The sequence below is a fragment of the Pseudomonas sp. KH_050 genome (assembly GCF_057838875.1).
Genome location: NZ_CM174478.1, coordinates 361,861 through 374,461 on the forward strand (window position 1 = coordinate 361,861; position 12,601 = coordinate 374,461).

Here is a 12,601-nt window from a genome sequence, read left to right on the forward strand (position 1 = left end):
TGCCGACTCCCCCTGCCATCTCCCCGCTGGCTGCCCAAATGGGTGACAGTCCGGCGCCCTTGTACGCCCGCGTCAAACAGATGATCACTCAGCAGATCGAGAGTGGAAACTGGCCGCCGCATTATCGTGTGCCATCGGAAAGCGAACTGGTCAACCAGTTGGGCTTCAGCCGCATGACCATCAATCGCGCCCTGCGCGAAATGACCGCCGACGGTATGTTGGTGCGCATGCAGGGTGTCGGTACGTTCGTCGCTGAACCGAAGAGCCAGTCAGCTTTGTTCGAAGTGCACAATATTGCCGACGAGATCGCCTCCCGCGGCCATCGCCACACCTGCAAGGTGATCACTCTTGGCGAAGAGTCCGCCGGTTCCGAACGCGCTGTCGCGCTGGATATGCGCGAAGGGCAGAAGGTTTTCCATTCGCTGATCGTGCATTTCGAGAACGATATTCCGGTGCAAATCGAAGACCGGTTCGTCAACGCCCTGGTAGCGCCGGATTACCTCAAACAAGACTTCACCTTGCAAACGCCCTACGCCTATCTGAACCAGGTCGCACCGCTGACCGAAGGCGAACACGTGGTTGAGGCGATTCTGGCCGAGCCGGAAGAATGCAAGTTGCTGCAGATCGAGCGCGGTGAGCCATGCCTGTTGATTCGTCGCCGGACCTGGTCCGGGCGTCAGCCGGTAACCGCCGCACGCTTGATTCACCCCGGTTCCCGTCATCGTCTGGAAGGACGGTTTCACAAATAAAGAGACATAGATAAAGAGACATAGATGAGTCAGTTGAACGTTTTGCGCGCGGCCAACTATCCGCGCATGCCGTGGAAAAACGGCGGCGGCAGCACCGAAGAAATCACCCGCGATGCCGGTACCGGCCTGGATGGATTTGGCTGGCGTCTGTCGATTGCCGATATTGGTGAGTCGGGCGGGTTCTCCACCTTTGCCGGCTATCAGCGGGTCATCACCGTGCTGCAAGGCGCAGGCATGACCTTGACGGTCGATGGCCAAGACACTCGGCCGCTGTTACCGCTGGACCCGTTTGTGTTCAGCGGCGAGAGCCAGGTTTCCTGCGCGCTGCTCGGCGGTGCGATTCGCGATTTCAACCTGATCTATGCGCCGGACCGCTATAGCGCGCGGTTGCAGTGGCTTGAAGGCAAGCAGCGGTTTTTCAGCTCGGCGAGTACGCTGCTGGTTTTCAGTGTGGCGCCGCAGGTGCAGGTTGAATTGGGTGACGGTGCGCCTGAAGTACTGGGGTTGCATGATTGCCTGCAGCTCGACGGTAACAATGGGTTGCTCGAAGTTGCCGTCGCTGGCCAGTGCTGCGTGATTGAGCTGACAGTGGTCTGATCTCGCATTGCCAAAAGATCGCAGCCTGCGGCAGCTCCTACAAGGGATCCTGTGTACACACATTCCGTAGGAGCTGCCGCAGGCTGCGATCTTTTTTTTGGCCATCCAATTTTCCCATGCGTAAACCAACCCCCTTTAACCGTTCCCTCCCGCGCACCAACATCTCTCAAGTTGTTACCGAAAGCCCCAGCGTGGCGCAAAACCATGCTTCGGTAACAACTGTTTCCCCTTCAAAAAAACCTCGAAGAAAAATTCCTTCCGCCTAAAAGCCCTTGATCCAGACGGCTTCCAGCTGGTTTCAAATCTTTTTTGAACGCCTCGCCAGCAAGTTGGCCGCTTGATTGCATATGCTTGTATGTACAAGTAAAGACGTATGCGTATGAGTCACGAAGACTCAACCATCGTCCACTGATTCGCCGGTGTGCACCGCTTGCACATTGGCTTGCTCGCCCACTGCCTGGGTTGGTTTGGATTGATTGCTGAGGAGTTCTTTTCGTGACTGAGAATAAACCGACGAAATACCGTGACGTTGAAATCCGCGCCGCCCGCGGTAACAAGCTGACCGCCAAAAGCTGGCTGACTGAAGCGCCGCTGCGCATGCTGATGAACAACCTCGACCCGGAAGTCGCCGAGAACCCGAAAGAACTGGTGGTTTACGGTGGTATCGGACGTGCCGCGCGTAACTGGGAATGCTACGACAAGATCGTCGAAAGCCTGACCAACCTGAATGACGACGAGACCCTGCTGGTGCAATCCGGCAAGCCGGTCGGCGTGTTCAAGACTCACACCAACGCGCCGCGCGTGCTGATCGCCAACTCCAACCTGGTTCCACACTGGGCGAGCTGGGAGCACTTCAACGAACTGGATGCCAAGGGCCTGGCCATGTACGGCCAGATGACCGCCGGTAGCTGGATCTATATCGGCAGCCAGGGCATCGTCCAGGGCACCTACGAAACCTTCGTCGAAGCCGGTCGCCAACACTACAACGACGACCTCAAAGGTCGCTGGGTACTGACCGCAGGCCTGGGTGGCATGGGCGGCGCTCAGCCATTGGCCGCAACCCTGGCCGGTGCCTGCTCGCTGAACATCGAATGCCAGCAGGTCAGCATCGATTTCCGTTTGAACAGCCGTTATGTCGATGAGCAAGCCGCCGACCTCGACGACGCTCTGGCGCGTATCGCCAAATACACTAAGGAAGGCAAAGCGATTTCCATCGCCCTGCTCGGCAACGCGGCTGAAATTCTGCCGGAACTGGTCAAACGCGGCGTGCGCCCGGACATGGTCACCGACCAGACTAGCGCCCACGACCCGCTCAACGGTTACCTGCCAGCAGGCTGGACCTGGGACGAGTACCGTACCCGCGCCAAGACCGAGCCTGCTGCCGTGGTAAAAGCCGCCAAACAATCGATGGCCGTGCATGTCAAAGCCATGCTCGACTTCCAGAAAATGGGCATTCCAACCTTCGACTACGGCAACAACATCCGTCAGATGGCGCAAGAAGAAGGCGTAGAAAACGCATTCGACTTCCCGGGTTTCGTACCGGCTTACATCCGTCCGCTGTTCTGCCGTGGCATCGGTCCATTCCGTTGGGCTGCACTGTCAGGTGATCCGCAAGACATCTATAAGACTGACGCAAAAGTAAAAGAACTGATCCCGGACGACGCTCACCTGCACAACTGGCTGGACATGGCGCGCGAGCGCATCAGCTTCCAGGGTCTGCCGGCACGTATCTGCTGGGTTGGCCTGGGTCTGCGCGCCAAGCTCGGTCTGGCGTTCAACGAAATGGTCCGTAGCGGTGAGTTGTCGGCGCCGATCGTAATCGGTCGCGACCATCTGGACTCCGGTTCCGTGGCCAGCCCGAACCGCGAAACCGAATCCATGCAGGACGGTTCCGATGCCGTGTCCGACTGGCCACTGCTCAACGCCTTGCTCAACACCGCCAGCGGCGCGACCTGGGTTTCCCTGCACCACGGCGGCGGCGTCGGCATGGGCTTCTCCCAGCACTCGGGCATGGTGATTGTCTGCGACGGTACTGACGAAGCGGCCGAGCGCATCGCTCGTGTACTGCACAACGACCCGGCCACTGGCGTTATGCGTCACGCCGATGCCGGCTACCAGATCGCGATCGACTGCGCCAAGGAGCAGGGTTTGAACCTGCCGATGATTACGGGTTGAGAAGTCGGCCGCCCTTGATGGGCGGCCTGACACAACACCTGCGGGAAAGAACAGCGTGGTTACCCGACCGTTTGATCCTGCCGGTAGAGCAGGGCGCGGTGACAGAACAAAAGCTGAGTGGGGCGGGCCGTGCTGCTGCGGTCTAGACCTTGATTGGACGTGGACAGGGCTGGATGCCTTCTTGACTGCCGTAATCCATTTCATGTTTAGGAGCGTCACACAATGAAAATGCATAAGACCCTGCTGACCACGTTACTTTCCATGGGCCTGTTGGCCAGTGCCGGCGCCACTCAAGCAGCCGGCTGGTGCGAATCCGGAAAGCCGGTGAAATTCGCCGGACTGAACTGGGAAAGCGGCATGCTGCTCACTGACGTGCTGCAGTTGGTGCTGGAGAAGGGTTACGACTGCAAGGTCGACACCTTGCCAGGCAATTCCATCACCATGGAAAACGCCCTGAGCAGCAACGATATCCAGGTCTTTGCCGAGGAGTGGGTAGGCCGCAGCGAAGTCTGGAACAAGGCTGAGAAGGCCGGCAAAGTCGTCGGTGTCGGCGCGCCAGTCGTCGGTGCGATCGAAGGCTGGTACGTACCACGTTACGTGATCGAAGGTGACGCCAAGCGTAAACTGGAAGCCAAGGCTCCGGGCCTGAAAAGCATCGCTGATCTGGGCAAATATTCTGCGGTGTTCAAGGACCAGGAAGAGCCCGCCAAGGGCCGTTTCTACAACTGCCCGGCCGGTTGGACCTGTGAACTGGACAACAGTGAAATGCTCAAGAGCTACGGCCTGGAAAGCAGCTACACCAACTTCCGCCCAGGCACCGGCCCGGCGCTGGATGCGGCGGTGCTTTCCAGCTACAAGCGTGGCGAACCGATCCTGTTCTATTACTGGTCGCCAACCCCGTTGATGGGCCAGGTGGATCTGGTGAAACTCGAAGAGAAACCGGGCGTGGACAAGAGCGTGACCATCAAGGTCGGACTGTCCAAGACGTTCCACGAACAAGCGCCGGAACTTGTCGCTGTGCTTGAGAAGGTCAACCTGCCTATCGACCTGCTCAACCAGAACCTGGGGCGCATGGCCAAGGAACGTATCGAATCGCCGAAGCTGGCGAAGATCTTCCTCAAGGAACATCCTGAAGTCTGGCATGCGTGGGTGAGCGACGACGCAGCCAGGAAAATCGACGCGGCTTTGTAGGTTGAACCTTCCCGGCTGGCCGTAAGGTCGGCGGGGGATTCACCTCAACCACTTGATCGAGAGCACCTTATGTTTCCCGAAAATTTCACATTCTCCATCGCCGACTGGGTCAACAGTTGGGTCGATTCGCTGGTCACCAACTACGGTGATGTGTTCCGGCAGATCTCTGACACCCTGTTGTGGGCCATCGTCAACCTCGAAGGCTTGCTGCGTGCGGCGCCCTGGTGGTTGATGCTGGCGATTGTAGCCGGCGTCGCCTGGCACGCCACCCGTAAAGTGGTGACCACCGCAGTGATCGTCGGTTTGTTGTTCCTGGTGGGCATGGTTGGCCTCTGGGACAAGCTTATGCAGACGTTGGCGCTGATGATGGTGGCGACGGTGATCTCGGTACTGATCGGCATTCCGTTGGGCATTCTTTCGGCGCGCAGCAATCGCCTGCGTTCGTTCCTGATGCCGCTGCTGGACATCATGCAGACCATGCCGAGCTTCGTGTACCTGATTCCGGTGCTGATGCTGTTTGGCCTGGGCAAGGTTCCGGCGATTTTCGCCACGGTGATCTACGCCGCGCCGCCGCTGATTCGTTTGACCGATCTGGGTATTCGTCAGGTTGACAACGAAGTGATGGAAGCGATCAACGCCTTTGGCGCCAACCGCATGCAGCAACTGTTCGGCGTGCAACTGCCGCTGGCACTGCCGAGCATCATGGCCGGGATCAACCAGACCACCATGATGGCGCTGTCGATGGTGGTGATTGCCTCGATGATCGGTGCTCGTGGCTTGGGCGAAGATGTCCTGGTCGGTATCCAGACCCTCAACGTCGGTCGCGGCCTGGAAGCCGGTCTGGCGATCGTGATTCTCGCAGTGGTCATCGACCGCATTACTCAGGCCTACGGTCGGCCACGGCATGAGGTGAACAAATGACTAACGCAGCCATCAGCAAGATCGAAGTCAAAAACGTCTTCAAGATTTTCGGCGCCCGTTCCAAGGATGCGCTGGAGATGATTCGCCAGAAAAAGAGCAAGGATCAGGTACTGGCCGAAACCGGCTGCGTGGTCGGCGTGAATGACCTGTCGCTGTCCATCGGCACTGGCGAGATCTTCGTGATCATGGGCCTGTCCGGTTCTGGCAAATCGACCCTGGTTCGCCACTTCAACCGCCTGATCGACCCCACCAGCGGGGCGATCCTGGTGGACGGTGTGGATATCCTGCAATACGACATGGAAGCCCTGCGCGAATTCCGTCGGCACAAGATCAGCATGGTGTTCCAGAGCTTCGGTCTGTTGCCCCACAAGACGGTGCTGGACAACGTCGCCTACGGCCTGAAGGTTCGTGGCGAGACCAAGGAAGTGTGCGCTGAACGCGCGCTGCACTGGATCAATACCGTGGGCCTCAAAGGCTACGAAAACAAATACCCGCACCAGCTGTCTGGCGGTATGCGGCAACGTGTCGGCCTGGCCCGTGCGCTGGCGGCGGACACTGACATCATCCTGATGGACGAAGCTTTCAGTGCCCTCGACCCGCTGATCCGCGCCGAGATGCAAGACCAGTTGCTGGAGCTGCAAAAGACCCTGCACAAGACCATCGTGTTCATCACCCACGACCTCGACGAAGCCGTGCGCATCGGTAATCGCATTGCGATTCTCAAGGACGGCCGCTTGATCCAGGTCGGCACGCCGAAAGAAATCCTCCATTCGCCTGCCGATGAATATGTGGATCGTTTCGTTCAGCGGCGTGCTGCGGTGGTTTGAGAATGAGTGAGGCCCCTAAAAGATCGCAGCCTGCGGCAGCTCCTACGGGGTTGCTTACGGCCGCGGCTTCGAGGGCGCACTCGGTCGGCGCAGGAACTGCCGCAGGCTGCGATCTTTTGATGTGATTTGGATGAGGTTGAAGATGTCCCAGGCTGAAAAAATCGTTATCGCCGACGCCCCGTTGCGTTGGCAGGATGTGGTTGCCGTAGCCCGTCATGGCGCACAGCTTGAGCTGTCGGCCCAGGTATGGGCGCGGATCGACAATGCCCAGGCCATCGTCCAGCGCATTGTCGCCAGCGGCGAACGTGCCTATGGTGTCAACACCGGTCTGGGTGCGCTGTGCAACGTCTCGCTCAAAGACGAGCAGCTCAGCCAACTGTCGCGCAATACCTTGCTCAGCCACGCGTGTGGCGTCGGTGCTCCTCTGACCGACGAACAGACGCGGGCGATCATGTGCGCGGCGATCATCAATTTCAGCCAGGGCAAGTCCGGCCTGCATCGGCAAGTGGTCGAAGCGCTGCTGGCCCTGCTCAACCATGGCATTACCCCGCAAGTACCGTCCCAGGGCTCGGTCGGTTACCTGACCCACATGGCGCACATCGGCATCAGCCTGCTCGGCGTCGGCCAGGTCAGCTATCGCGGGCAGATCGTCTCGGCGCAGCAAGCCTTGGCTGAAGAAGGTTTGAAGCCTGTGCAACTCGGCGCGAAAGACGGTCTGTGCCTGGTCAATGGCACACCGTGCATGACCGGCCTGAGCTGCCTGGCCCTGGCCGACGCGACTCGCTTGATCCAGTGGGCCGACGTGATCAGCGCCATGAGCTTCGAAGCCCAGCGCGGTCAGATCGACGCCTTCGACGCTGAAATCATTGCCCTCAAACCCCATCCGGGCATGCAGCAAGTGGGGATCAACCTGCGCGGCCTGCTTGATGGCAGCGAAGTGATCGCCAGCAGCAAAGGCATTCGTACTCAAGATGCCTTGAGTATTCGTTCGATTCCGCAAGTGCATGGTGCGGCGCGAGATCAGCTCGAACACGCCACCCGGCAGATCGAAATCGAACTCAACGCGGCGACCGATAACCCGTTGCTATTGGGCACGCCAGACAGCTTTCGGGTGATGTCCCAGGCCAACCCTCACGGGCAATCGGTGGCGTTGGCGGCGGATCTGCTGGCCATTGCCATGGCGGAAATCGGCTCGATCGCCGAGCGTCGCCTGGACCGCCTGATCAACCCGCACGTCAGCGGCTTGCCGGCGTTTCTGGTGAGCAACCCCGGGGTCAATTCCGGGATGATGATCGTCCAGTACGTCGCCGCCTCGCTCTGCGCGCAAAACCGCCAGTTGGCACAACCGGCGGTGCTCGATAACTACGTCACCTCGGGCCTGCAGGAGGACCACCTGAGCATGGGCACCAATGCCGCACTGAAGCTGCATCAGGCGCTGGAAAACTGCACGCAGATCCTCGCCATCGAATACCTGCTGGCGGCCCAGGCCTTCGAGTTTCTCAAAGCCGACTTTCCTCAGGGGCCATGCTTCGGCGCCGGCACCGATGTCGCCTGGCGACTGCTGCGCGAGCGCGTTCCGGCCTATGACCAGGACCGCTGGCTGGCGCCGGATATCGCCAGCGCCGCGTCAGTACTGAACGACCCGCAATTGCTGCACAAAGCGTTACCGAATTTGCACTGAAACCTGTTTCCACAAAAGCCAGCGTGCCAAGGCGCCACCCCCTCATAAAGCGGGCAGCGACGGACAACGGAATCATCCGGAGCGACTGGCTAGTTAATAAAACTCTCAAAAGGAGCATAAAAGTGACTGCGCTAAATTTGATTCCCGGCCAACTGACCCTTGCCCAGCTGCGGACTGTCTACCAGCAGCCGGTAAAAATCAGCCTCGACGACAGCGCTTCGGCGCAGATCGAAGCCAGTGTGGCCTGTGTCGAACAGATCCTCGCTGAAAACCGCACTGCCTATGGCATCAACACCGGTTTTGGCCTGCTGGCCTCGACTCGCATCGCCAGCGAAGACCTGGAAAACCTCCAGCGCTCCCTGGTGCTGTCCCACGCTGCCGGCGTCGGCGAGCCAATCAGCGACGCACTGGTGCGCCTGGTCATGGTGCTCAAGGTCAACAGCCTGAGCCGTGGTTTCTCCGGCATCCGTCGTCAGGTGATCGATGCGCTGATCGCCCTGATCAACGCCGAGGTTTACCCGCATATTCCGCTTAAAGGTTCGGTCGGTGCTTCCGGCGACCTGGCGCCATTGGCCCACATGTCGCTGGTGCTGCTGGGCGAAGGCAAGGCGCGTTACAAAGGTGAATGGCTGGACGCAGTGAGCGCCCTGAAGCAAGCCGGACTGGAGCCGCTGACCCTGGCGGCCAAAGAAGGTCTGGCCTTGCTGAACGGTACCCAGGTCTCCACCGCCTACGCTCTGCGTGGCCTGTTCGAAGGCGAAGACCTGTTCGCCGCGGCAGTGGCGTGTGGCGGCTTGACCGTTGAAGCGGTACTGGGCTCGCGCTCGCCGTTCGACGCGCGGATTCACGATGCTCGCGGTCAACGCGGTCAGATCGACGCCGCTGCGGCTTATCGTGATCTGCTGGGTGAGCGCAGTGAAGTCTCCGACTCCCACGAGAACTGCGAGAAGGTCCAGGACCCGTACTCCCTGCGCTGCCAGCCGCAAGTCATGGGCGCCTGCCTGACTCAGTTCCGTCAAGCGGCTGAAGTGCTGAGCATCGAAGCCAACGCCGTGTCGGATAACCCGCTGGTGTTCGCGGCTGAAGGCGACGTGATCTCCGGCGGTAACTTCCACGCCGAACCCGTAGCCATGGCAGCGGACAATATGGCATTGGCCATCGCTGAAATCGGCTCGCTGAGCGAACGCCGCATCTCGCTGATGATGGACAAGCACATGTCGCAATTGCCGCCGTTCCTGGTGGCCAACGGCGGGGTCAACTCCGGCTTCATGATCGCTCAGGTGACTGCTGCAGCCCTGGCCAGCGAAAACAAGGCTCTGGCGCACCCGCATTCGGTCGACAGCCTGCCGACTTCCGCCAACCAGGAAGACCACGTTTCCATGGCGCCTGCCGCCGGCAAGCGTCTCTGGGAAATGGCCGAAAACACCCGCGGTGTTCTCGCCGTGGAATGGCTCTCCGCCTGCCAGGGCCTCGACCTGCGCGACGGTCTGAAGACTTCGAGCAAACTTGAAGAAGCTCGCGCCATCCTGCGCAGCAAAGTGCCGTACTACGAGAAGGACCGTTTCTTCGCGCCGGACATCAATGCTGCGAGTGAGTTGCTGGCCTCGCGTTGCCTGAATGAGTTGGTGATGGCGAAGTTGCTGCCGAGCCTGTGATTGGAAGGGGGGGGCCTGACATTTGCGCCAGGCCCTACATCCACCCCTCGCCCCAACCCTCTCCCCAGGGGTGGATTGTGTTGACGCCAGAGATGTCAGATCTGACTCGGCTCATTCACCCCTTATCGACTTTCTCCGACAAAAATAATTTAAGGACGAGAAATGCATCAGCAAGAAAAGGGTTTGAAACGCGGGCTATCGGCCCGCCATATTCGTTTCATGGCACTGGGGTCGGCGATCGGCACCGGGCTGTTTTACGGTTCTGCCTCGGCCATTCAAATGGCCGGTCCGGCAGTGCTGCTTGCCTACCTGATTGGTGGTGCGGCGGTGTTCATGGTCATGCGCGCCCTCGGTGAAATGGCCGTGCACAACCCGGTCGCCGGTTCCTTCGGTCAGTACGCCAGCACCTACCTGGGCCCTATGGCGGGCTTCATCCTTGGCTGGACCTATGCCTTCGAGATGATCATCGTCTGCCTGGCCGACGTCACTGCGTTCGGTATCTACATGGGTTTCTGGTTTCCCGAGGTCGCACGCTGGGTCTGGGTGCTGGGCATCGTGTTCCTGATCGGCGGGCTGAACCTGTGCAACGTCAAAGTCTTCGGTGAGATGGAGTTCTGGCTGTCGTTACTGAAAGTCGCCGCCATCGTCGCGATGATCCTCGGCGGCTTCGGCATCATGCTATTCGGGATCAGTTCGGCCAGCACCGAACAGGCTACCGGCCTGAGCAACCTCTGGGCCCATGGCGGCTTTATGCCCAACGGCATCGGTGGCTTGATCGCATCGTTGGCGGTGGTGATGTTCGCGTTCGGCGGGATCGAAATCATTGGCATCACCGCCGGTGAGGCCAAGGATCCACAGCGGGTGATTCCACGGGCGATCAATGCTGTGCCGCTGCGGATTCTGCTGTTCTACGTGCTGACACTGTTCGTGCTGATGGCCATCTATCCGTGGCCGCAGATCGGCAGCCAGGGCAGCCCGTTCGTGCAGATTTTCGACAACCTGGGCATCAGCTCGGCGGCGACCATCCTCAATATTGTGGTGATCTCCGCGGCAGTCTCGGCGATCAACAGCGACATTTTTGGTGCCGGACGCATGATGTACGGCCTGGCGCAACAAGGTCAGGCGCCAAAAGGTTTTGCTCAACTGTCGAAGCAAGGCGTGCCCTGGATGACCGTGGTGGTCATGGGTGCAGCCCTGCTGGGCGGCGTGCTGCTGAACTACCTGATCCCGGAAAACGTGTTCCTGGTGATCGCCTCGATTGCGACCTTCGCCACGGTCTGGGTCTGGTTGATGATTCTGATCACTCAGGTGGCCATGCGTCGTTCGATGACTCGCGAACAAGTCGCTCAGCTGCAGTTCCCGGTTCCGTTCTGGCCCTATGCACCGGCGGCGGCGATTGTGTTCATGCTGTTTGTTTTCGGCGTGCTGGGTTACTTCCCGGATACCCAGGCGGCGCTGGTGGTGGGTGCGGTATGGATCGTGCTGCTGGTGATTGCTTATAAACTGTGGGTAAAACCGGCGGCCGGACAGGCGGTCGAGGTCAACCACGACCCTTCTTTGTCCCATCGATAATCTAACGGAGGCCTCGGATGAAAACTCTCTGGCAACACTGCCACGTTGCAAGCATGGCGCAGGGTACTTACTCGATCATCGAGGATGCCGCCATCGTGACGTCAGGAGCGCACATAGAGTGGATCGGCCCACGCAGTGAACTACCGGCAGGCGAATACCCCGAAGTCTACGACCTCGCCGGAGCCTGGGTCACCCCGGGCCTGATCGACTGCCACACCCACACGGTGTTCGGCGGCAACCGCAGCGGCGAGTTCGAGCAGCGCCTGCAAGGTGTGAGCTATGCCGAAATCGCCGCGGCCGGTGGAGGCATTGCCAGCACCGTGCGCGCGACTCGGGCGGCCAGCGAGGAGGAGTTGTTCGCCAGCGCGCATAAACGGTTGAAGAGCCTGCTGCGTGACGGCGTCACCAGCGTCGAGATCAAGTCCGGTTACGGTCTGGATCTGGCCAGTGAACGGAAGATTCTGCGAGTAATCCGCCGTCTCGGCGCCGAGTTGCCGGTCAGTGTGCGCAGCACCTGTCTGGCGGCGCACGCCTTGCCGCCGGAATATGCCGATCGCGCCGACGACTACATCGAGCACATCTGCACCGAAATGCTTCCGGCGCTGGCCGCTGAAGGCCTGGTGGATGCGGTGGATGCGTTTTGCGAATACCTGGCGTTTTCGCCTGCGCAGGTCGAGCGGGTGTTCATCGCCGCGCAGAACCTCGGTCTGCCGGTGAAATTGCACGCCGAACAGCTGTCATCCCTGCATGGGTCGAGTCTGGCGGCGCGTTACCATGCGTTGTCGGCTGACCATCTGGAATTCATGACGCAAGACGACGCCATCGCCATGGCCAGGTCCGGCACCGTCGCGGTGTTGCTGCCGGGCGCGTTCTACTTCCTGCGCGAAACCCAATTGCCGCCGATGGATGCCTTGCGCAAACACGGGGTGAAAATCGCCATCGCCAGCGACCTCAACCCCGGCACCTCACCGGCCCTGTCGGTGCGGCTGATGCTGAACATGGCCTGCACCTGTTTGCGTATGACCCCGGAAGAGGCTCTGGCAGGGGTAACCATTCACGCGGCTACCGCGCTGGGCATGGACAAAACCCATGGCTCGCTGGAAGTCGGCAAGGTCGCCGACTTCGTCGCCTGGCAGATCGATCGTCCGGCCGACCTGGCGTACTGGCTGGGCGGCGACCTGGAAAAACGCGTCGTACGCCACGGCGTCGAAGTCACGATTTAGGAGAATGGCT

The 12,601-nt window shown here is 60.0% G+C and carries 10 protein-coding genes; all 10 read left to right on the forward strand.

Translation table 11 applies throughout. The features are described 5' to 3' along the window. Nucleotides 1-38: 38 nt before the first annotated feature. The 10 genes from hutC (at nucleotide 39) to hutI (ending at nucleotide 12,591) form a co-directional block, all read left to right on the forward strand. Nucleotides 39-749, forward strand: a complete 711-nt coding sequence (gene hutC / locus AC3IUA_RS01650; protein WP_489362201.1) for a histidine utilization transcriptional repressor HutC — start codon at nucleotides 39-41, stop codon at nucleotides 747-749. A 24-nt stretch (nucleotides 750-773) separates the two neighbouring features. Further along, on the forward strand, nucleotides 774-1,346 hold the full coding sequence (locus AC3IUA_RS01655) for a HutD/Ves family protein (protein ID WP_489358796.1): 573 nt from the start codon (nucleotides 774-776) through the stop codon (nucleotides 1,344-1,346). A gap of 495 nt (nucleotides 1,347-1,841) precedes the next feature. Next, complete coding sequence (hutU, locus tag AC3IUA_RS01660) at nucleotides 1,842-3,521, forward strand: urocanate hydratase (RefSeq protein ID WP_489358797.1); 1,680 nt, start codon at nucleotides 1,842-1,844, stop codon at nucleotides 3,519-3,521. Nucleotides 3,522-3,743: 222 nt separating this feature from the next. Continuing rightward, nucleotides 3,744-4,712, forward strand: a complete 969-nt coding sequence (locus tag AC3IUA_RS01665; RefSeq protein WP_489358798.1) for an ABC transporter substrate-binding protein — start codon at nucleotides 3,744-3,746, stop codon at nucleotides 4,710-4,712. Nucleotides 4,713-4,781: 69 nt separating this feature from the next. Further along, a complete protein-coding gene (locus AC3IUA_RS01670; protein ID WP_489358799.1) occupies nucleotides 4,782-5,633 on the forward strand; it encodes an ABC transporter permease in 852 nt (283 codons plus the stop codon). After that, a complete protein-coding gene (locus tag AC3IUA_RS01675) occupies nucleotides 5,630-6,460 on the forward strand; it encodes a quaternary amine ABC transporter ATP-binding protein (RefSeq protein ID WP_489358801.1) in 831 nt (276 codons plus the stop codon). Before AC3IUA_RS01670 ends, AC3IUA_RS01675 begins: the two co-directional genes overlap by 4 nt. A gap of 142 nt (nucleotides 6,461-6,602) precedes the next feature. After that, a complete protein-coding gene (hutH, locus tag AC3IUA_RS01680) occupies nucleotides 6,603-8,141 on the forward strand; it encodes a histidine ammonia-lyase (protein ID WP_489358802.1) in 1,539 nt (512 codons plus the stop codon). A 122-nt stretch (nucleotides 8,142-8,263) separates the two neighbouring features. Next, entirely contained in the window at nucleotides 8,264-9,796 is a 1,533-nt protein-coding gene (gene hutH, locus AC3IUA_RS01685) for a histidine ammonia-lyase (protein WP_489358804.1), read from the forward strand. A gap of 162 nt (nucleotides 9,797-9,958) precedes the next feature. Then, nucleotides 9,959-11,368, forward strand: a complete 1,410-nt coding sequence (locus AC3IUA_RS01690; protein ID WP_489358805.1) for an amino acid permease — start codon at nucleotides 9,959-9,961, stop codon at nucleotides 11,366-11,368. 17 nt (nucleotides 11,369-11,385) lie between these two features. Continuing rightward, nucleotides 11,386-12,591, forward strand: coding sequence for an imidazolonepropionase (hutI, locus tag AC3IUA_RS01695; protein WP_489358806.1), 1,206 nt, complete (start codon nucleotides 11,386-11,388; stop codon nucleotides 12,589-12,591). Nucleotides 12,592-12,601: the final 10 nt, after the last annotated feature.

Bases quoted from the DNA above. Each gene is read 5' to 3' on its own strand.
- AC3IUA_RS01675 (WP_489358801.1), top strand. From the start codon at position 5,630: ATGACTAACGCAGCCATCAGCAAGATCGAAGTCAAAAACGTCTTCAAG.
- hutH (WP_489358802.1), top strand. From the start codon at position 6,603: ATGTCCCAGGCTGAAAAAATCGTTATCGCCGACGCCCCGTTGCGTTGG.
- AC3IUA_RS01670 (WP_489358799.1), top strand. From the start codon at position 4,782: ATGTTTCCCGAAAATTTCACATTCTCCATCGCCGACTGGGTCAACAGT.
- AC3IUA_RS01690 (WP_489358805.1), top strand. From the start codon at position 9,959: ATGCATCAGCAAGAAAAGGGTTTGAAACGCGGGCTATCGGCCCGCCAT.
- hutC (WP_489362201.1), top strand. From the start codon at position 39: ATGGGTGACAGTCCGGCGCCCTTGTACGCCCGCGTCAAACAGATGATC.
- AC3IUA_RS01665 (WP_489358798.1), top strand. From the start codon at position 3,744: ATGAAAATGCATAAGACCCTGCTGACCACGTTACTTTCCATGGGCCTG.
- hutI (WP_489358806.1), top strand. From the start codon at position 11,386: ATGAAAACTCTCTGGCAACACTGCCACGTTGCAAGCATGGCGCAGGGT.
- AC3IUA_RS01655 (WP_489358796.1), top strand. From the start codon at position 774: ATGAGTCAGTTGAACGTTTTGCGCGCGGCCAACTATCCGCGCATGCCG.